Origin of the sequence: Mariniflexile litorale (genome assembly GCF_031128465.2) — a bacterium.
Taxonomy (GTDB): domain Bacteria; phylum Bacteroidota; class Bacteroidia; order Flavobacteriales; family Flavobacteriaceae; genus Mariniflexile; species Mariniflexile litorale.
The window spans coordinates 626120-646089 of the sequence record NZ_CP155618.1 but is presented as its reverse complement, the minus strand read 5'-3'; the positions used below and the strand labels follow the sequence as shown (position 1 = coordinate 646089).

The 19970-nt window shown below is 32.1% G+C and carries 14 protein-coding genes; 10 read left to right on the top strand and 4 right to left on the bottom strand.

Going from position 1 to position 19970, the window contains the following annotated elements:
- The first annotated feature begins 202 nt into the window (after positions 1 to 202).
- The 3 genes from QLS71_RS02455 to QLS71_RS02445 all read left to right on the top strand — a co-directional run bounded on the left by QLS71_RS02455 (position 203) and on the right by QLS71_RS02445 (position 1579).
- On the top strand, positions 203 to 562 hold the full coding sequence (locus QLS71_RS02455; RefSeq protein WP_308993991.1) for a hypothetical protein: 360 nt from the start codon (positions 203 to 205) through the stop codon (positions 560 to 562).
- A gap of 370 nt (positions 563 to 932) precedes the next feature.
- Positions 933 to 1451, top strand: a complete 519-nt coding sequence (locus QLS71_RS02450) for a DUF6266 family protein (RefSeq protein ID WP_348636585.1) — start codon at positions 933 to 935, stop codon at positions 1449 to 1451.
- Positions 1412 to 1579, top strand: a complete 168-nt coding sequence (locus tag QLS71_RS02445; RefSeq protein WP_348636584.1) for a DUF6266 family protein — start codon at positions 1412 to 1414, stop codon at positions 1577 to 1579. Before QLS71_RS02450 ends, QLS71_RS02445 begins: the two co-directional genes overlap by 40 nt.
- 402 nt (positions 1580 to 1981) lie before the next feature.
- Here QLS71_RS02445 and QLS71_RS02440 read toward each other — a convergent pair whose 3' ends face one another.
- Together QLS71_RS02440 and QLS71_RS02435 are read right to left on the bottom strand one after the other, a co-directional pair.
- Positions 1982 to 3079 carry a transposase gene (locus tag QLS71_RS02440; RefSeq protein WP_308991119.1) on the bottom strand — a complete coding sequence of 366 codons (1098 nt, stop codon included), beginning with the start codon at positions 3077 to 3079 and terminating at the stop codon, positions 1982 to 1984.
- Position 3080: 1 nt separating this feature from the next.
- Positions 3081 to 3866, bottom strand: a complete 786-nt coding sequence (locus tag QLS71_RS02435; RefSeq protein ID WP_308991120.1) for a sigma-70 family RNA polymerase sigma factor — start codon at positions 3864 to 3866, stop codon at positions 3081 to 3083.
- Between the two features lie 184 nt (positions 3867 to 4050).
- On the opposite strand from QLS71_RS02435, the gene QLS71_RS02430 reads away from it, so the two are divergent.
- Positions 4051 to 4293, top strand: a complete 243-nt coding sequence (locus QLS71_RS02430; protein ID WP_308991121.1) for a transcriptional regulator — start codon at positions 4051 to 4053, stop codon at positions 4291 to 4293.
- A gap of 44 nt (positions 4294 to 4337) precedes the next feature.
- Here QLS71_RS02430 and QLS71_RS02425 read toward each other — a convergent pair whose 3' ends face one another.
- Positions 4338 to 4586 (bottom strand): hypothetical protein, encoded by a 249-nt coding sequence (locus QLS71_RS02425; protein ID WP_308991122.1) that lies wholly within the window; start codon positions 4584 to 4586, stop codon positions 4338 to 4340.
- A 798-nt stretch (positions 4587 to 5384) separates the two neighbouring features.
- On the opposite strand from QLS71_RS02425, the gene QLS71_RS02420 reads away from it, so the two are divergent.
- The 5 genes from QLS71_RS02420 (at position 5385) to QLS71_RS02400 (ending at position 11591) form a co-directional block, all read left to right on the top strand.
- A complete protein-coding gene (locus QLS71_RS02420) occupies positions 5385 to 5948 on the top strand; it encodes a hypothetical protein (protein WP_308991123.1) in 564 nt (187 codons plus the stop codon).
- Positions 5949 to 5986: 38 nt separating this feature from the next.
- Positions 5987 to 6259 carry a hypothetical protein gene (locus QLS71_RS02415; protein ID WP_308991124.1) on the top strand — a complete coding sequence of 91 codons (273 nt, stop codon included), beginning with the start codon at positions 5987 to 5989 and terminating at the stop codon, positions 6257 to 6259.
- 854 nt (positions 6260 to 7113) lie between these two features.
- Complete coding sequence (locus QLS71_RS02410; RefSeq protein ID WP_308991125.1) at positions 7114 to 8718, top strand: ATP-binding protein; 1605 nt, start codon at positions 7114 to 7116, stop codon at positions 8716 to 8718.
- A gap of 1446 nt (positions 8719 to 10164) precedes the next feature.
- Positions 10165 to 10554 carry a cupin domain-containing protein gene (locus QLS71_RS02405; RefSeq protein WP_308991126.1) on the top strand — a complete coding sequence of 130 codons (390 nt, stop codon included), beginning with the start codon at positions 10165 to 10167 and terminating at the stop codon, positions 10552 to 10554.
- A gap of 476 nt (positions 10555 to 11030) precedes the next feature.
- Complete coding sequence (locus tag QLS71_RS02400; protein ID WP_308991127.1) at positions 11031 to 11591, top strand: AraC family transcriptional regulator; 561 nt, start codon at positions 11031 to 11033, stop codon at positions 11589 to 11591.
- 518 nt (positions 11592 to 12109) lie between these two features.
- Here QLS71_RS02400 and QLS71_RS02395 read toward each other — a convergent pair.
- Positions 12110 to 16240 (bottom strand): two-component regulator propeller domain-containing protein, encoded by a 4131-nt coding sequence (locus QLS71_RS02395; RefSeq protein ID WP_308991128.1) that lies wholly within the window; start codon positions 16238 to 16240, stop codon positions 12110 to 12112.
- 428 nt (positions 16241 to 16668) lie between these two features.
- Here QLS71_RS02395 and QLS71_RS02390 point away from each other — a divergent pair, with 428 nt between their 5' ends.
- The gene (locus QLS71_RS02390) at positions 16669 to 19959 is read left to right on the top strand and encodes a TonB-dependent receptor (RefSeq protein WP_308991129.1); all 3291 of its coding nucleotides are present in this window, start codon (positions 16669 to 16671) and stop codon (positions 19957 to 19959) included.
- Positions 19960 to 19970: the final 11 nt, after the last annotated feature.

The window sequence follows — 19970 nt, the reverse complement described above, 5'->3', positions numbered from 1 at the left end:
TTAATACGCTTCGCTTCTTTAAGTGGTTGATATATAGTAGGTTGCATGCTATTGATTTTTAAATTTTATTTGTCCTACTTAAAAGTACTTAAAAAGACTATAAGCTAGGATGGTTTGTAATAAATAGTAGTATTTTAACCGTTAAAAACGACTAGGTATAAGGGTTTAATAATCAGTATTTTAAATTTATATTTTTACAATAATGAACGAAATAAAGTGTAAAATATGCAGTAAACTTCTTGTAGGAAGAAATGATAAGTTATTTTGTTCTGTAAAATGTAAAAATTATTATCATGTTAATTTAAGAAAAGTTACGGATAAGGAGGTTAAAGAATTAGATACCATTCTACACAGAAACAGAAGTATTCTTTTAGAAGTTTTAGGTAAAAGAAAAGGACAGATAACAGTAGAGCGCGTGGTGCTTGAAAAGAAGAGATTTTCTTTTAAGTACCATACGCATTTGTATGTAAATAGTAAAGGTAAGACCTATTATTATGTTTATGATTTTGCGTGGATGGAATTTTCAAATGACGCTATTTTAATCATTAGAAAAGAAAAATAGCATTATCAAATTCACCTGTTGGATTTCCTTTGAATGGTTTATCAGTAAAGGAATCAACGATATAAAAATGTTTTACAACATAGCAAAACATTTAATTCAAAAAACAATACGGTTTCTTTTAAGTTTGGTCTGGTTCAGCCTTTGTTCAGCCAAACCCCATCTAAAAAAAATACAGCCGAGTGGTAGACGAACAAGACCCGAACAAGACTCGAACAAAACCCCCATTTTTTTGGCGCTTGTCCCAAATCGTCTCAAATCGTCTCAAATTGTGTCAAATTGTGTCAAATCGTCTCAATATGTGTCATGTGGTTGGAAATGAGGTAAAAGCGTTTTAGTTTCACGGCATATTAACCCCTAATTCTATAACATCATGGGAACATTTAGTAAAGGCATCCTTGGAGGTTTCTCCGGAAAAGTTGGCAACGTTGTGGGTGCACGTTGGCGCGGTAAAGATATTATGCGCAGTTTACCGGCACGAGGTAATTATAGACCTACACAAGCGCAAATGGATCAACGTAACCGCTTTACAACGGTTATAAAGTTTTTAACGCCTATAAAGGACATCCTTTCGGCGTATTTTGGTAAACAGCAAGGCGACAAGTCTAGCTTTAATTTAGCAACGGGCTACCACATTAAATACGCCCTTTTGCCAGACCCTTTAGAGGGGTATACCATTGATTACCCCAAAGTACTTGTTGGCAAGGGCGATTTACGGGGCCTCTCCAATGGGGCGGTAGCGCTCGATGCAAACCAAACCCTTACAATTACCTGGAACGACAATAGCGGACAAGGTAATGCCTCGGCTACCGATGGCTTGGTTGTGGTGGTATGTATTGCAAAGCACTCGATTTGTTTGAAACGGCTAACCCTGCGGGCACCCGTGAATTAACAACGCTGCAAATACCCTTACCGGCCTATTGGACAGCACAGCAAGTAGATGTGTGGGCAACCTTTGTAACGGCCGATGCAAAACTGGCGGCTACTAGTACCTATTTGGGAACGGTAACGCTAGCTTAAAACTTGTTTACTAGGTACATAGCAGAGGCGCCACACAGGAGGCCTCTGCTATCATTTTTAAAAAGACGAGGCATCAGGATTGTTGTTTAGACGCTGCTCTAACAGGGGATAGGGAAGGAGTTTGGTTTTGCACCAATGGTATAAGGTGCTTCGGCTTAGTTTAAAGAAGTGTTGTGCCTCATTGGTGGTTTTCAAGCTTCCTCTTTAAAGCGTTGGTGATTAAAAGATAAGAAACCTATTATTCCGTATCAGCGCTGTTTGAATAAAGCATTCGAGATTCATCACCTTATAAAAAATCAATTAAATAAGTGAGCCCACGCGTTGTATATGCTGTTCACATTTAGTGAGTGCGATCATCCACCTCACTTTGCGGGTGTACAAGCACCCTCGTAACCACATGGGTTAATCTACAATAATTTCAATGCCTGCTTTTTCGGCTTTGTATTTTATTTTGGTCATTAGCTCATAATAGCTCCAGTTTCTCAATACAAATCCATCTTCTTTAGCGATGCCTATCTTGTCCTCCTGATTTAACAGAAGGAGCGTTCCAGCCTGATGTTTGATGCAAAAATCGATCAACTTCCTGCTGTATACATGTAAACGATGGTGTACATAATTGCTTTCCGATTGGCTGAATTTGTCCATTGCTTTCAGTTTCCTTTTGATGCCTTTGCCCGATTTGGAATAGGTAGCCCCTATCTGTGCCCTTTTATGGGCTGCTTGTATCGCTAATCTTCTATACAGAAACTCTTCCTTCGTGCCAATAGAAAGCCTGTCTTTACCAATTTTTACGACTAGGGGATATTCCAAGGACAATGAAGCCTCTGCAATCACTTCTGGTTTGAGGCTATGCTTTTCTTTTTCCATTTCAAATATCGGTAGCCAAAAAATTTTGCCGTCCTTTAATTTAATACGGGAGGTACAAAGCTTGGTCTCTCCTTTTATCACCCGCTCCAATAGTATTTTTTTGTCGGTATGATCCTTTCCTAAATACGTTCGAAAAGGAATTTGAAACAAACGAAAGCAAAAAGCCTTTTTCTCGTCATGATAGGATAATTTGCTGATGCCCTCGAAACTAAATGGAAAAGCCATATCCCGCTTGAAATTTTTAAGAGAACATTCCCCTTTCCAGTATTTTGGACTGTTGGTTCTAAAAGCTGTGATTAGGGTATTGTTTAAACTGGACAATATGTTGGTAGGGATTTCACCTTTAAAGCGATCCGATACCATGCGATAGGTGGTATTGATACGAGAGCGTTGCAAGATGCCGTCCTTATCTTTTTTTTCATCAGCAAGTTTATACTTTATCCCTTCTGAAAGATAAAAAAAATCTTTAATCATTTCCTGTACATACAGATGGGAAACAATAAGATTGGCCGCTCTAAAAGATCGGTTTTGCCATTGGTAAAGTTTGTCCAAAACCTCCTTGCGTTCTTCTGGGGTCGGGAGGTCGACCCATAACTGGATCTTTCGGGTGAGTTTGAGGGTTGATGGTTCCATATCAAGCGGGTTCTAATGGCTGTTTATGTTTTTGCTGCAGGAGTTTATAGGCTATCATAAATTCATGGTGTACGTCCTTTTCGGTTAGATTAAGCGTTTTGGCAATAGCCGTAAAGGAATATTTATTTTCACATCGCAGCTTTAACACTTCTGCTTGTTCTTTGGTGATACTACCATGAACTTTAATACCCATAGGGGACTTTTGTATAGTTTCAAGCCTGTTTCCTTGATTAATGATGGTTTTGATATCCTCAATAGCGCGTTTAATTTCGTTACTGGTTTCGGTAATGCCCTTCCCCATCACCTGGGCAATCGCTTTGTATTGAAAACCATAGGTTAAACAGAGTTCTATTAAATGCCTTCTTTCGGCATTCAATAGGGGCAATACGCTTTTAATATGGTCGAAAGCTTTTTGTTCCGCTTCTTGATCGCTTAGTGTTTCTCCATCTTTTACAGGATCATACCCCGCCATATAATCATGGAAATTCTCATAATTCTCTAACGAATGGACTTCCCTAAAAAACTTATTTTTAGGTCTGGCATAGTAGGAAACACATTCTCTTTTCATCACAAATCTTAAGAAATAGTAGATATGCTTGGGCGTTTCGATTCTGTCTTTATGCTCCCATAATTTTAAAAACGTATCCTGAACTAAGGATTCTATGACAAAATGGTCATGGATCATGCGCTTACCTACCCAAAAGATACTTTTGCTGTACTTGGCATGGATATACACCAAAGCAGCGGGATCGCCTTTTTTTAATAATTCCAAATCATGCTGTACCATAAAATGCTTCAATATTTTTTATTTGAAGAATCGCAAAAACATGTAATCTGCATCAAATATATGATATATCTTTTAATTGAGAGCTATAGCTCTCAAAAATAAAAAGCTTAATTACTTCCTTTGTAATATGTCGAAAGGAAAAGTGTTAGAAAAAAAAATATATCATACATGTAAATATACGTGCATGTACATTAATGAAGAATGGTTAAATGATGGAAAATCAATCAGAGAATATGGTAGGTTTTTTGGTGTTAATTATCATATAATTGAAAAAATAATGGATAAAGATGGATATAATATTCCTCTGTCGACACTTTCAATTATATGTTTTAATAAAGGTGTGAAAATATCGGATTTCTTTAAATTAATAGAAAACAAATATGGTAGCGATGTATTAAATGATGAGTTTATTACAACAAATTCTTAGATTGATACGATTCAATTTATCGTTTAGAATCCTTTCCATCACAATTATAAATATTTGATAAACTCCCTTAATTTTATACAAAGGTTTGTGTGTAATATGTTATAAGTGGATTCATTAATAGGAACAAAGTCTTCCCATGCTTCCAAATCTTTCAAAATTTCCTCCCAGTCAGAAAATCTAAAGACCATAAAATCATAGCAATTAGATTCTGTAAGTGCTTCCGTGGATATTTTAATCAGTTCCATAGCTTTACTGTTGGCTGCTAAAATATATGATGTTTGAATATTGCCCATTACAAGTTTTGAGTATTATACTGAGCAAATTTAAGGGTTTTTAATAATGTTTTAAGCTAGTAAGACGTTATTTCTCTAATGGACAATAGTTTATCCATTAGAAAGCTCCTAAATAAAGGGCATGGAAATATATTTACGGATTGGAAAATAGATTGATTTTGGGTTGCTAGACCATTAAAATAAAGTTGCTCTCTTTGATAGGTTCTTGTTAATAGTTTTTAAAGGTATTGGTGAATGGTAAGTTGTTATTAGCCAGCAACTTATTGGTTAGAATGCCCTTGGCTTTAGTGTTGTGCGAAATAATTCTAAACCCAGAAAATTATTTATTAACGTAGAGTAATTACTTACTATTATTTAGTATATTTAATACCTCCCTATTAGTAATTAAGCATTTTATTTCAGAACGCTTATGGTTTTCCGTATTAAATATTTTGTAAAGCGATTTACATTTGATAATTAAATTGTTTTTATTCTTAATTTGAAATGAAGAAACATGGATAAAAAGAAGATAAAACAACCTAAAGTTTTACTTAAGCATCCAAAACAGATGTGTAAAAGGATAAAAGTTTTGCGTATAAACAAGTTGTATTTAATTCCGAAAATAGGAACGCCATAAGATAAGAAATAAGATAATAGTACTTTTTTTGGAAAAATCGCACTTTATTTTTAAATTTACTAGTTGGGCGTTTTTCAATACCATACTCCCTTGAATTTTTTAATAGCGAGTATAATGGATTAAAATTAATATTTAATTGAATTTTGTAGACCTATAAATGTTATTAATTTAATTCAACATTCATGAAAAAAATAATCATTAGCTTTTTTATTGTGGTAGCAACGGTTAGTTGCATATCAATACCTCCAGAAATTATAAAAACTCATTCAAAGGAATTAGAAATAATTGAAGCACTTAAAGCCTCACATTTGGCTATGGTAGATTCGTATGTAGATCAGAAAATTTTAGTTTTTGAAACTTTCTTTTTTAATGAGTACGGTCTTGTCTATCGCAATAATTGGGTGGGTTCTTTTAAAGAATTAAATGGAAGAGATTATAAAGAAGAATATGATTTCCCCAAACTATATAATGATTTAGTCGCTGAATATGAAGAGCAAGTTTTGCCAATTGAAAAAATCAGATTTGATTTAAAAACATCGATAAACACAGAATATACGAATGCAATGGATTTGCATAAAACAACGGGGAATTGGATTGACAATCTAAAAAAAATAAATGATTCTCAACGTAAAACAATAGATTCAATGTTAAATTCCATAAAGCCTGGTTTTTCCTTGAGTTCTATTGATACTGTTATTGAAAATGCTAAGAGCAAATTGAAAACTAAAATAGAAACCCTTGATTAATATTCTTATAAATAACTCTAACATTTAAATTTTGTAAAATGGCTAAAAAGACAAACGTGGGTAAACTTGCAAGCGAGAAAACTAAAAAGGCTTTTGCTGATGAGATATCAAGTTTAACCATACTGACCTCTGAAGAGATACAAACGTTGTTTCCAAAAAAAGCTGATAGAGTTGAGCTTGAAGAGCTACTAAAAATAATTAATCTAGATATGGATGACAAAGAAAAAAAAATAAAACTGGTTGAAAATATTGAAAAAGTAGGCGGCGCTATTATTAAGATTGGCAAAAAATTCATTGCTGGAGTTGTCTGATTGTATTAAAGCCAAAGTGAATATGGCATAAAGTTAAAATATATTATAGGAACACTAAAAACGAGTTGTGTATTTTATAGTGCTGTTGGATGTCTTGTATGTGGTCTGTTTTAGGATGGTTTATTGATCATAAAGATGCTAAAAATAGGTGAGTTTAAAATTACTGATGGGACTAAAGAATTATCAATTAAATTAAGATAGACGCCAAAAATTATTAAAAAAAAATATTTTCAAATAAATGAACTAAATTTCATCTCTATTTTGGCTTAAAAAATATCACGAATTTTTTTATTTTCCTTATACTTCTTTTTCTCGGTCATAGAGATAGCGGTCTTCTTTCTTTTCAGAAGTTGCATATACACATGGCTAGCACAGGGCATCGACATGCTAAGTTTTATAACACGATGCAAGGCGCTTTAGTATGTTTCCTTTCTTGCTTTTTCACCTCGTTTAACACTGCTATTTACTCAAAGGTTTTGTTTGGTTAAATGAACCTTAATCTGAATCATTTTGTCTCTAGAGAAGTCGGTAGTGCATTTAATAAAAAGTAGGATGGAACTATTTAAGGGAAAATATAAATTGAAATCTGTGATTTATATAAGTCTATACAAACAAAATGTAACTATAATTTGTAATTTATAATTTATTTTTATTAAATATTACTTACGCACCCATTAAAAGGGCTCTTAGAATCAAACTAAAATATCGTAAAGCAGCATAAAATTCGTTTCATAAAACCTAAATAATGGTCTGGAATATCTAGGAAATATGCTGGTAAATAGGTGTCGTTCAAAACCTCTCTCATTTTAACTTTAAATCAATTTACAAATTTTCCAAATTAAAATGATATAATTATGAGTGATAAAATTACCTCTAAAGAAGAAATCCGACAGGAATTAAAGGAAATACAGCTGGAATTTTTAAACTCAATAAAAGACATTGACGCCAAAAAGCGTAATGAACTTAAGCAAGAATTGATGATGGCTTTTAAAGGAGTTTCTTTACAAAACGAAGAGAATGCAAAACGAGCCGCCGAATTAATAATTGTTAATTTAGAGCTTAAATTCTTAAACGAAGAAAAGGCAAAACGTGCCGCCGAATTAGTTATTGCAAATATAGAACTTGTCTTTCAAAATAACGAGAAATCAAAGCGGGCAGCCGAATTGATTATTGCCCATAAAGAACTCGTCTTTCAAAACGAAGAGAAAAAAAAACGTGCTGTAGAATTAGTTAAGGCTAAGGAAAAAGCAGAACAAAGTGACTTGCTCAAATCAGCATTTTTAGCCAATATGAGCCACGAGATAAGAACACCAATGAATGGTATTCTTGGTTTTGCCGATTTGTTGAGAGAACCCAAACTTACTGGAGAAAAGCAACAAGAATATATAGGTATTATTAAAAAAAGTGGAGAGCGTATGCTCAATATCATTAATGACATTATCAATATTTCGAAAATTGAATCGGGCTCCATGGAACTTAATATACAGGAATCGAATATTAATAAGCAAATTGAATTTATCCATACCTTTTTTAAACCTCAGATTAAAGAGAAAGGAATGCGTTTTTCTATTAAAAGTACTTTATCTGGAAAAGAGGCGCTTATTAAATCGGACTGTGAAAAAATCTATTCCATTCTTACCAACCTGGTTAAAAATGCGATTAAGTATTCTGTTAAAGGAACAATCGAGTTGGGCTATGTGCTAAGAACACAAAGCGCGTCTAGTGAATTGGAGTTTTATGTAAAAGATTCAGGGATTGGGATACCTCAAGAAAAACAGGCAGCCATATTTGAACGTTTTATACAGGCCGATATTAGAGATAAAAGGGCACTGGAAGGGGCCGGACTTGGTTTGTCGATTTCTAAAGCATATGTGGAAATGCTTGGAGGCAAAATTTGGGTAGAAAGTGAAGAAAGGAAAGGTTCTACATTTTATTTTACCATCCCTTATCGAACACAACCACTAGAAAACCCCTTTACTAAAAAGGGTATTTTATTAGAGAACGTTGAAAATAATCGTGATCCCAAAGTTTTCAATCTTAAAATATTAATTGCAGAAGATGACACAATATCATCCATGCTTATATCAGCTATTGTAAAGGAATATAGTATGATGATATTTGAGGCGAAAACAGGTATAGAGGCTGTAGATATGTGTCGAAAACATCCGGACATTGATTTAATTTTGATGGATATTCAAATGCCTATGTTGAACGGACATGAAGCAACCCGACAAATCCGTCAATTTAACAAGGATGTTATTATAATTGCACAAACGGCTTTTGCACTGTCAGGAGACAAAGAAAAGATCATGGATGATGGATGTAATGAGTATATCTCGAAACCGATTAAAAAACGCGAATTACTCAATTTAATACAAAAATATTTTGATAAATATAATGAGTCTGAGAAATTAAGACCCAAAAATCAGCTGGATTCCTCTGTTAAAATTCATTTCTAATTTTATTTTTTGGAGCTGATGAAAATTAAACACTTAAAGAAACCAACGGAGATAAAACAGCAATGACGTTTTTAGTATTTTAAAAAGTGGGTTGTTTTTAACCTGAGTCTAATTGAAATCTGTGATTTATGTAAATTTAATTCAAAAGAGTGTAATTTAATGTATTGTTTATTAATTAAATTGGAGTCTGCAGTATATCAATAGGTTAGTTGGTTAATAGTAGTTGATTAGAAAAATCGAAGGGAATAATCTAATCTAGCATTGGAGAGGCTGTCTGAAAAAGTGTTATTCTGTGTTATATTGGGCCTGTCGAAATATTTAAACATCTTGATAATCTATATCCGTTTCGACACGTTCAACCTGACAAAGTAAATAAAATACACTTTTTATACAGCCTCTTTTTTTATTGTTTTTACATAACTTGGTTTTTTACATAGGTACTAATTACGTCCTTGTTTGGTACTGCCCGGTGGTATTGGTGTAAAAACCCTCACCCAATTTTCATATAGACCCCGAGACAGCGCCTTGTGTAATTATGAGATAAATACTCATACTTGTACAACATAGAGGAATATAATATGGTGCGGCAAATTAAAGGAAATTTCGAGCCATATAGATCGTGCTAATTTTGAAGATTGGTATAGGGAGACTAAAAACGGTTAAGCAGCGATTTTAATAATGTTGATTTATCTATTTTCAATTGGAGTCATTTTTTGGCATAAAAATTGAAATATTAAAATTGAAATATTAAATATTAAAACTCACAATGGGATTATTCTTTTTAAAATATAAAATAATGAGGTGTGTTCTAGTTGGTTTGATTCTTACAACCCTTATTTTACTATCCATAGTTATATATAAAAATATGAGTTATCTATAACATCATTATAATTTAACATCTAAATTATTTACCTAACACTTATTCTTTTATCCTAGAAATATTATAAACTAATGTAGCGCATCAACAAGTTTCAAGCTATAATATCTAAAAAAAATAGTAAAGAAAGAAGGTTTTACGCCTGTACTCAATAGTGAAATTGTGGTTCCAAAATTAAATTTTGCGTCTAGGAATATATTTGGGAAAATAGTCGTTATTTGTAATAACATTATAATTTAACATCGAAGTATGTGTCAAATACTTATTTTTTTATTCTCAAAATTTCAAAAGCAGATGTAGAAAATCAATTAATAGATTAACTATTCAAGCTATTAATATCCAAAAAAAAATACGGTAAATAAAGAAGCGCTTAAAATTTTATGCAATATAAAAAGGGCTGTTTTAATATTAAAAACGTGCACCTATGAATATATTAACTAAGGGGAGCGGCTAAATCTTAAGAAAGTGCAAATACAAAATAATTTTTCTTATTGTAAAGATGATGTAACATTGCATGTGTATTAACAAATAATAATAACAGACGTTAATGATAAATCAAAAGTAACCTTATGAAAAAAAGCAACAATGAAATTAATAAAATGACTCCAAAAATTGTAGAAAATGAAATGGAGAAAGCGGCTCCACATATTGTAGTGGAAATTATTCAGTATATACCAAATGCCGTGGTGAGTAAGACCATCATAAAAAAAATAAATGGAAACATTACTGCTGTATCATTTGACGTTGGAGAAGAACTAGCCGAAAAAACCTCCCCTTTTGATACCTATATACAAATTATAGATGGTACCGCCAGTCTTACTATTAACAAAAAAGAATATGAACTGGGTCTCGGACAGGGCATTATAATTCCTAGTAACGAAAGACATCACTTTACAGCCAAAGAGCAATTTAAAATGATCTCTACGGTTATAAAAAGCGGTTATGAAGCGTTTGATTAGTTATTCGTTTTAAAGTGTTTTGGTTTATAAAAATGGGGGTTATATATTTATGCTTAAAGTGGTGACACTTACTATAAATAAAATAATTGTATCTTGTATTATATAATTTAACCTTTATAAACATAAATAACATGACTAGAATATGTAATAAAGTTGAAGTCATTAAAAAGAGACATCAACTACAAATTCGAAAGCGAAACTAGCTTTAAAGAAAATAAAAAACTACAAAAACGGAAAAGATTAAAAAAATCATATAAGATGTACGGTGTTTGCTGTGTGTGTTGTGACCTTTCTTTTTAGAAGGGTTTTTTTGGTAATAACAGGCCCAACACTATAACACAATGTAGCACTCGAAACTAAATTATCAACCTTTATACTTTATAATTTAGTCGAAAATTCAAACAATTAAATATAAAATACCAGTTATCCTAATAGGTCCCTGCTATTACAACCAAACATTTAATTAAAACTTTTACATGAAATTATATATAAAATATATGGTAAGTTTAAGATGTAAAATTTTGGTTAAACAAGAGTTGGAAAAACTCGGACTTACTCATACCAGTATTGAACTTGGTATGATTGAAATTTTAGAGAATATAAACGATCAACAAAAGAGACTGCTTAAACGTAATCTAGCACTTTCTGGTTTGGAATTACTGGATAACAAAAAAAACATTCTTATTGATAGAATTAAAAATGTTATCATAGAAATGATACATTATGCAGACGCGGTTCCTAAAGTCAATTATTCTGAATACATCAGTGAAAAACTGGGCTATGATTACACCTATCTGTCCAACATGTTTTCAGAGGTAAAAGGGGTTACCATACAACATTTCATTATAAAGCATAAGATAGAAAGAGTCAAGGAGCTCATCCTTTATGATCAATTAAGTCTCACAGAAATATCTTATAAGTTGCATTATAGCAGTGTGGCGCATTTATCCAATCAATTCAAAAAAGTGACTGGTCAATCTCCTTCATTTTATAAAAAAATAGGGCAACAAAGAAAAAACAATCTAGAAAACTTGTAACCTATTAAAAACGGCTTTTGTGTAATCAAAATCTGTAATTTATGTAAGTTTATCCAATAAAAGTGTAACTAAATTTGTACTTTATTAAATATCTTTATAATGGTTATTACTTACTATTGGTTGGTTAGCTAAGTAGAAAACCCCAAATGAGGTTCCCTCAATCTTATTTGGCTTTAAAATTAAAAAGAGGCTGTCTGAGAAGTATTATTCTATGTTATATTGAGCCTGTCGAAATATTTAAACTTCTTGATAATCCATATGGGTTTCGACAAGCTCAACCTGACAAAGTAAATAAACTACACTTTTCAGACAGCCTCTTTTTTTTATGATTTTAAATTATAGCTTCCATCCTGCCTATCTTAAAAATACAGAAGGATTCTAAATTCTGTAAGTTGGGCTCAATACAAGATATAAATCTTCACTGATAATGTGTAATTTTTTTCGGAATGGTAATAATTAATGTTAAATCATACCTGTTTTAATACGCTTCTATTACTTAGGTAGTGGCATCTAATGTATCAATCATTTAGTTTTGAAGGAAGTGTTCCGTATTCCGCTTTAATTAATTTTCTAAAATATTTAACGCTATTAAAACCTACTTCAAAAGATGCTTCAGAAATGGTGTAATTTTCATTCTTAATAAGATGAACAGCTCTTTTTAATCTAACCTTGCGTACAAACTCGTTTATGTTATTTCCTGTAAGTACTTTAATTTTTCTAAAAAGAGACGTTCTACTCATACCCATTTCTTCACAAATAACTTCAGTATTGGCGTCTCCTTTGGTAATTAGCGCTTCAATAACTTGTTCGAATTTTTGTAGAAAAGCTTTTTCTCCATCGAGTAAACTTTTATTGTTTTGTACAAAATCAGAGCTGTCATTTTTGTCATTACTGAAAAAATCTTTTAATTTTAATCTGTTTTGAATAAGATTTCTAATTCTTGTTTTGAGTATATTAGAGTTGAATGGCTTTGTGATATAATCATCGGCACCCTCTTGATATCCTTCAGTGATGCCTTCTGGATTTCCTTTGGCGGTGAGTAATATAATGGGGATGTGCGATGTGGTTTGTTCTTTTTTTAATGTTTTACACAGTTCAATACCATTTTCTACTGGCATCATAACATCGGATAGAATTAAATCTGGAACATATTTTATGGCTTTTTGAATCCCCACAGAACCATTTTCAGCAAATATTAAATCATATTCATCTTCTAACAAACTTGATAAAAATTGGAGTATGTCTGTATTGTCATCAACGATTAATAAAAGTTCCCGAGATTTATCTTGCTTTATTTTAGATTTAACAACATCTTTTTCTGACGAACGTTCTTGGTATTCCCAAATTTCAGCAGTGCTATTAAGTTCTGTTTGTACTTCATTTTCTATAGCAGGTGTATAATTGGTATTGTTGGTTTCCTCTAAGAATGCATCATTAGGGATGTCTAATGTAAATTTTGTTTCTTTATTAAGCTTGCTTTCAACATAAATAGTACCCATGTGAAGTTCGGCAAATATTTTAGATAAAGCCAATCCTATACCAGACCCTTTTTTTCTATTTGTTGTATTCGATTGATAATACCAGTCGAAAATATGAGGAAGGTCTTGCTCTGAAACCCCTTTGCCTTGGTTCGCTACCGAAATTAATAACCGTTTATTTTTTGTTTTAATTGAAACCGAGATGCTTCCATTTCTTTCTGAATATTTAAAAGCATTAGAAAGAAAGTTGTGTGTAATAATCTCAATTTTTTCTATATCACATAAAATGTAAATATCGTTTTCAGGTTTGTCAATTTTAAGACTGATACCACGAGATTTAGCAATAGGTTTGTAACTAATAAGAATTTGGTTGATGTAATCGGAGATATTAATTCTTTCAATTGAAAGTTTATTTAAACCCAGTTCAGATTTTCTAAATTCTAGAAGTTTCTGTATGTTTTTTAGTAAGTATTTAGAATTTTTAAGAACCATTTGTAATTGTTCTTTTTGCTTCTTTTTCTCAATTTTTCCTATAAGATTTTCAACGGGTGCAATTATGAGGCTTAATGGAGTTTTAAGTTCATGTGAAAAGCTAGTAAAGAATCTTACCCGTTCTAAATTGAGTTCGTTTTCTAGTTGGCGTTGTTTCTTTTCAAATAATAATGAGTTTTTTAGCTTTATACGTTCAGAGTAATATTTCAGTGCAATCCAAAGGATTCCCAAAAGCAAAATGAGATAGGTGATATAAGCAGGAAGGGTTTTCCAAAAGGGCGGGTTTATTGTTATTAGAAGTGTTTTGCTAACAGTCTTTTCGGGGTTAATAATACCTTTTACAACTAGTTTGTACTTGCCTGGTGGAAGCTTACTTAAATTTATGGAATTGCTATTGTTTATATTTATCCATTGATCTTGATACCCTTCTAATAGATAAGAGTATTTAATGTTGTGAGCACTAGGATATTTTAATATACTAAAATCTATAGTAATTAATGTTTGATTGTGGTCGAGCTCAATATGGTCTATATATGGCAGTGTTTTGTTTAATATACCTTTTGAACTATTGCTGGTTATGCCAACCTTATCGTTAAACAATTTTAGGTTTTCAAAAATTAAAGGATAATTGGTTTTACTACTAAAAATTTTGTTAGGGTCAATAATATAAAGCCCATTATTACTGCCAAAATAAAGCGTTCCTTCTTTAGTTTTTAAAGATGCTCCCACATTAAAATCACTTTGTGAAATATTGTCGAAAGAACTAAGGTTTTTTATAGTGCCTGTTTTATAATTAAAATAGCTTAGTCCTTTGTAGGTGCCTAACCATATTTCATTTTCATCTCTAAAAACCATACTGTTGATGGTGTTGTTGCTTAAGCCATCTTTATCGGTATAGTTGGTAATTTCTCTTTTGTCAGGAAAAAGTTTTATCAATCCCCCATAAGCAGAACCTATTAAAAAATTCTTGTCGGGTAATTGTTCTATGGCAAATGTAATATTGCCGGGCATCCCTTTTGTATTGCCCATATCGTAAAAATCAAAAGATGCTTTCTTTTCATTATATTTAAAAATACCATTCCCATATGTAGCCATCCATAAATACCCATATTCGTCTTGTGTAATATCGCGAATGTCCATTTTTCCAAGTATAGAAATATATTTAAACGCATCATGGCTTTCTACATAGCGGTATAAACCACCTCTATTGGTGCCAACCCAGATGTTTTTATGAGTATCTTCAAATATTACGTTTACTTTATAACCATTTTCTACAGAACCCTGTAAGTATTTTTTAGTGGTGCCCCTTAGTGTGTCTAGAAGGTTTAGGCCGCCTCTATAAGTGCCTACCCATACCCGTTTTTTACTATCTTCTAAAACCGCAGATACATGGTTGTTAGAAAGACTAGAAGGATTATTTTCTATGTGCTTAAAGTATTTGTAACTCTCTTGTGTTGGGTTGTAAAGATTTAAACCCCCACCATCGGTACCTACCCATATGTTTCCATTAAAACGTTCAGCCAGAGCTCGAATCTTATCGTCGCTAACGGAGTTTGGATCTTTGCTAAATTCTTTTTGAAGTAATCTAACAGGATTTTCTTTTGGGTTAACATAGTTTAAACCATGGTTGGTTCCAATCCACATACTACCATCTTTATCTTTCATAATAACAGAAATGGTGGCACTTAAAAGGTCGTTGCCATTTTGATTAGGCATATAGGTTTTAATAGCTTTTTTATTTAACCTATATAGATTTAGGTTTACAATATTTAGACCTCCATTTTGAGTTCCAACCCATACATTACCAAAATCATCTTCCTCAAACGAAAGAATTTCATTATCACTTAATTTATTGTTTTTGTTGGTATTGGAACTTAGATGTAGTTTTTCATTTTCTTTGGTTAAAATAATAATTCCTGCTTTTGTTCCAATCCATAAATTATCATCCTTGTCTAAAAATAAGCAGCTGATATTATTTATTTCTTGATCTAAATGGTTACCTAATAATATACGTTCAACCTTTTTAGTTGTATAATCTATTTTATTAAGACCATTATCGAAAGTTGAAACCCATACGGTGTTTTTTCCTTGTAATTTTATATCAGAAATATTGTTAGAAGAGATCGTGTTTTTATCATTACTATGATGCCTTAGTGTTATGCCTTTATGAGGTTGGTCAGGATTGTGAAATTGCAGTCCATTACCATATACGCCAAATATCAATTCGTTTTGTTTACCAAACTCTAGGCAGCTTAAACTGTTACTTATTAAAGCCTTTGATTGATCGATGAGGTCAAAAGATTCAGATTTAGGATTGTAAATATTAAGTCCAAAACCTGTAACAATCATTAAGTTTCCTTTATTGTTAAACTTAATATCTAAAATGAAGTTATAGTTTAAACTATTTTCTAAGTCATTATCTTTTTTGAAAGTTAAAAATTCATTTCCATTATACCGGTTAAGTCCGTCGACTGTAGAAACCCAAATATAACCTAAAGAATCTTGAGCGAGACCTGTGATAATATTATTAGAAAGACCCGATTCAACATTAAAAGACTCAAATTTTAAATTATTAGTTTCATTAATAGAGGTGTTGGAGTTGACATTTTGAGCATAGCAAAAGGTTCCTAAAATATTAAGTATAAATAAATAAATAATAAGAAGGTGATTTTTTGGCATGTATAATAAAATTTAGACAAGTTGATTAATGTGAAAAACAGATATTGTATTTTACAAAAAGAAGGTGAAAGGATATCAAGTATAAGTCAAATAATGGAATGCTTATTATTTGAAAACCTTTAAAGAGCCCCATTCTAAAAAGATAATATCACAGCTATTTTTCAGCAATTTACTCAAAATATGATTATATTTTGCTTTTCTACTTAAAATGGTCGTATTGTACCCTTTATTTTGCTGATTTGTATCCTAATGCTGTCTTAGTTTTCTATGAAATTTGAAAACTAAACTTAACCATTTTATTAAACTAAAAACTAAACTAAAAAAAATATGAGGAAAACACTACAATTAAATTGAAACGAAGAGTTGATACTCTAACACAAGTAAATTAGCTAATCAATAAAGTAGAATTAAACAAAACTAATCTTAATATGAGAAAATTAAATAAGATAAAGGGGATATACTTCTCTAATTTTCATTTAGACCGAAAGGTTAAACTAATAATACTTTTTTTAAGTGTTTTTGCAGGTCAGTATCAAGCAAAAGCAAATAGTATTATAGATAAAGGACATTTTGAGGTAAAAAACATACTTCAAGAAAAAAGAATAAAAGGGATTATAGTTGATGAGAACGGAATTCCATTGCCTGGTGTCAGTATTTCAGTTAAAGACACACAAAGAGGTGCTGCTACTGATTTTGATGGAAACTTTGAATTAACCGTTCCAAGTAATGGTAAAATACTAGTAATATCCTTTATGGGGTATAGTACACAGAATATAACTATCGGACAAAAAACAAACTTTAATATTAAGCTAGTGCCAGATATTGAAGCGATGGATGAAGTGGTGATTGTAGGTTTTGGTACGCAAAAAAAGACAAGTCTTGTGAGTGCTATTACAACTATAAATCCTAAAGAAATTAAAGGGCCATCTAGTAATTTAACAACCATGATGGCTGGTAGAATTTCTGGAATGATAGCCTACCAACGATCTGGAGAGCCAGGTGCTGATAATTCCGATTTCTTTATTAGAGGTTTGGGATCATTTGGTTCTGGTAAAGTAAATCCATTAATTTTAATAGATGGTATAGAATCGACTACCACAGATATGGCACGCTTGCAACCAGATGATATTGAAGCTTTTTCAGTACTTAAAGATGCTTCTGCAGCTTCTATATATGGGGCTAGAGGTGCAAATGGTGTGGTTTTAATTACTACAAAAACGGGTGTAGAAGGAAAACTTACATTTAGATATAGATTAGAACAGAAGGTATCTACCAATACAAGAAATTTTCAGTTTGCAGATAATGTTACCTATATGAACTTGGCAAACGAAGCTGCTTTAACTCGTGACCCAATTGCAGTATTACCATACTCACAAACAAAAATTGATAGAACGGCCGCGGGGTATGACCCAATATTGTATCCTAATAATAATTGGATTGATGCGCTAATACAAGATGTTACTGTTAACAGCTCTCATAATTTAAGTCTTAGAGGGGGTGGCGAAAAAGCCCGTTTTTATGTAGCTAGTACTTATAATGTAGACAATGGTGTTTTAAAAGTAGACAAGCTAAACGATTTTAATAGTAATATAAAATTAAGAAACTATTCATTTAGAAGTAACGTCGATATAAAACTGACTTCTACTACCGATTTAGCTGTTAGGTTATACGGGCAATTTGATGATTACACTGGACCTCGAGGGGGTTACAATTTAAAAGGTGATTATGTTAATGGAGGAACAAATATTTTTAATAAAGCCGTTTGGTCTAATCCAGTAGCTTTTCCAGCCGTTTATCCATCAGAATTACTTCCATATATTGAACACCCACTTTTTGGAGGGGCAATAACAGGAAATGGAAGTACAACCTTGCTTACAAATCCTTACGCAGAAATGGTAAAAGGATATGATGTTAGTAAGGCTTCTACTATTCAAACACAATTAGAACTTAAACAAGACTTAAGCTCTATCACTCCTGGCTTAACAGCTCGTGCCATGGCATATGTAAGAAGGTATTCCTTTTTCAGATTATCAAGAGAATACAATCCGTTTTATTATTCAGGTAACATTAACCCTGATACTCAGAAAATTAATTTAACGCTAATAAATAGTGGGAGAGAAGGTTCTATTGGAGCAACAGGAACAGAATATTTAAATTATGCAGAGGGAGATAAATCTCTTGACTCTAGAATGTATATGGAAACGGCCTTCAATTATAATAGAACATTTTCTGAAAAGCATGAAGTTTCTGGGTTGTTGATCGGTCTTTTATCTAGTTTCGAAACAGGTAATGCTGGACAGTTACAACTATCGTTACCAAGTAGGAATATGGGGGTTTCTGGTAGATTTACTTATGGATATGATAAAAGATATTTATTAGAAATGAATTTTGGGTATAATGGTTCTGAACGATTTGCTCCAAATAATCGATTTGGTTTCTTCCCTTCTGTTGCAGCTGGGTACATTGTTTCTAATGAGAAGTTTTTTGAGCCATTAAAAGATGTCATTAAAGAAATGAAATTTAGAGCTAGTTATGGTTTGATAGGGAATGATCAAATAGGTAGAGCCCAAGATCGATTTTTTTACTTATCTGAAGTAAGTTTAAATAGTGCCTCTTATGGTGCTAGTTTTGGAGAACAAAATGATTATTACCGTAATGGTGTTTCAATATCCAGATATGCTAATGAAAAAATAAGCTGGGAAAAATCAACGCAAATAAATTTAGGTTTTGACTTAAAGATAGGCAATGCCTTTACATTAGTTGCAGATGTGTTTAAGCAAAATAGAAGTGAGATTCTTCAACAACGTTCTAATATAGGGTCTACTTTGGGACTTTCAGTAATTCCTCAAACAAATTTTGGAGAAGCAGAAAGTTCAGGTCTAGATGCATCCATTACTTATAATAATAATTTTGGAAATAATTGGTGGACCAATTTAAGGGGTAATTTTACGTATGCGACTAGCAAAGTTTTGCAATATGATGAAAATTACTATCCGGAAGAGTTGAGTTATCTATATAGAAAAGGTCAAACTATAAATCAAACGTTTGGTTATGTTGCAGAACGTTTATTTGTAGACGATTTAGAAGCTGCCAATTCACCAAAGCAGTTTGGAGAGTATGGTGGAGGTGATATTAAATATAAAGATTTAAATGGCGATGGCGTTATTACAGCTTTAGACCAGGCTCCAATAGGTTATCCAACTTCACCTGAAATTGTATATGGTTTTGGAGGAACTGTGGGTCATAGAAATTTTGACTTTAGTATATTCTTTCAAGGATCGGCGCGTTCTTCTTTCTTTATTAATTCAAACGATGATGTTAATAGAAATCAAACGAGTATATCTCCTTTTGTAATTAGAGGAGGTGATCAAAATGGGCTTTTAAAAATTATTGCTGACGATCACTGGTCTGAAGATAATAGAGATGCTTATGCTTTTTGGCCTAGGTTAAGTAGTACTCTTGTTGAGAATAATACCAAAACATCTACATGGTGGATGAAAAATGGTGCTTTTTTAAGACTTAAAAGTGTTGAATTTGGATACAATATGCCAGAAAGCTTTTTAGAAAAAATGAAGATAGCAGGCTTAAGGTTTTATGCAAATACCACAAATCCAGTAGTATTTAGTAAATTTAAATTATGGGATCCAGAAATGGGCGGAAATGGTTTAGGTTATCCAATACAATCAACATATAATTTTGGAATATTGCTTAATTTATAATATAAAACATT